The following is a 237-nucleotide window of genomic DNA, read 5'->3' as shown; positions in this document are numbered from 1 at the left end:
CAACCGATGCTCCACGGCCGGCATGACCGCAAATCGAAACCGCAGCTGACGACGCTGCAGCTGCAATCCTATGCGATCAAGATGAATTCGGCAAAGCGTTTGGAACCGCACGACGCGCGGTCACGCCGCCGAGTGGATTCGGGATCACGGCACGGCCGCCGCTTGACGGCTGGTCGGCGCAAGGCCGATCGCCTTGCGTCAGAAGTCGACTGTTGCCGCCGCTAGTCGTCGAGGTCG

The 237-nt window shown here is 63.7% G+C and carries 1 protein-coding gene; it reads left to right on the top strand.

All coding sequences use genetic code 11. The features are described 5' to 3' along the window. Positions 1-225: hypothetical protein (locus tag ACZ3HH_RS31135; RefSeq protein ID WP_465810584.1), on the top strand; the 225-nt coding region annotated here is incomplete at its 5' end. Positions 226-237: the final 12 nt, after the last annotated feature.

The organism is Pseudomonas sp. PME37.24/025 (assembly GCF_055556615.1).
This window is presented reverse-complemented; position numbering and strand designations above follow the sequence as displayed.